The organism is Flaviflexus sp. (assembly GCF_052087705.1).
GTDB classification, from domain to species: domain Bacteria; phylum Actinomycetota; class Actinomycetes; order Actinomycetales; family Actinomycetaceae; genus Flaviflexus; species Flaviflexus ciconiae.
In genome coordinates, this window is the sequence record NZ_JBQCYC010000020.1 from 1 (window position 1) to 1,273 (window position 1,273).

General features: G+C 61.2%; 1 protein-coding gene. It reads right to left on the reverse strand.

The window, feature by feature from the left end; all coding sequences use genetic code 11:
- Positions 1 to 57: 57 nt before the first annotated feature.
- Positions 58 to 1,047, reverse strand: coding sequence for a Gfo/Idh/MocA family oxidoreductase (locus tag ACTHUY_RS09600; protein ID WP_441655098.1), 990 nt, complete (start codon positions 1,045 to 1,047; stop codon positions 58 to 60).
- Positions 1,048 to 1,273: the final 226 nt, after the last annotated feature.

The following is a 1,273-nucleotide window of genomic DNA, read 5'->3' on the forward strand; positions in this document are numbered from 1 at the left end:
GACCGACAGTCCCAATCAACACCCGCCAATCAGAACCTGTCAACAAGGTAACGGGGGTTAGGCGATTTCGACGGGCATGCCGCTCTTGAGAGATTCGGTCGCGGCGTCCGCTATGCGCTGGGCGCGCAGACCATCGGCGAGACCAGCGGAGGGCTCGCGGCCCTCCTCGAGGGCAGAAACGAACTCGTCGAGAGCGAGCGGGAAGGTGTGTTCGATTCTCTCGAACCAGCCCGCATCCATGCCGTCTTCGCGGATCTGGCCCATGCCGTAGCGGCGGGTCCAACCGGTCTGCTGTCTCTTTGCCTCCATCATCTCCGCCGTGCCCGAGACTTCGATGCGCTCGTCGTAGCCATAGGGTGTGCGGCGCTGAGCATCGATTTGGCACAGCGCACCGTTCGAGAGCTTGAGAATTGCGATTGAGGTGTCGACATCTCCGACCTCGGCAACCTGCGGGTCGGCCATTGCCGACCCCTGCGCGAAGACCGAGACGGGCTCGAGGCCCGTGATCCAGCAAAGCAAGTCAAAGAAGTGAATGACCTGGTCCCTCATCTGACCACCCGAGACCTCCAGGTAGGAGATCGGGGGAAGGGACGGGCCCCGGGTCGACATCTGGACCATCTCAACCTCGCCCAGCTCGCCAGCAGCAACCGCTTCCTTGATTGCTGCGTAGGCAGGGTCGAAGCGTCGGCAGAAGTCGATCATGACGGGAACACCGGCCTCGCCTGCGACCTTTGCGGCGCGCTCTGCAACCTCGTAGGACAGGTCGATCGGCTTCTCGCAGAACACAGCCTTGCCCGCCTGCGCCGCCTGCTCAATAAGGTCGGCATGGGTGTTCGTTGAGGTGGCGATCAGAACAGCATCGACATGGGGATCCCCAAGAATATCCTCAAGGCTCCGGGAAGCAGCTCCGTGCTTTATCGCCAGTTCCTCTGCCCTGGCGGTATCCACGTCATAAACGGATGTGAACCGGACGCGGGGATTGGTTGCCAGGCTACTGGCGTGGACCTGACCGATAAAGCCTGCTCCGAGCAGGGCAATGTTCTGCATGGGTTCTCCTAGGAATCGGGGCCGTGACGCGACAGTGCGGTACGGAACGCGCGAGTGACGTGCATCATTGACACGTGTTAATACATGAGATTCTCCCACCCGCCATTTGTTCTGTCAAGCCGTCGGGTGGGCCATCCTGGGAGTCTTCTCGGTGCGAGTTAACCCGGTATCCATACCCCGCCAAACTGGTCTGGTTTTGCCCACAGGGTTCGGTGTCAACGCACGG

Coding starts and splice junctions, on each gene's coding strand:
- ACTHUY_RS09600 (WP_441655098.1), bottom strand. CDS start 1,047: ATGCAGAACATTGCCCTGCTCGGAGCAGGCTTTATCGGTCAGGTCCAC.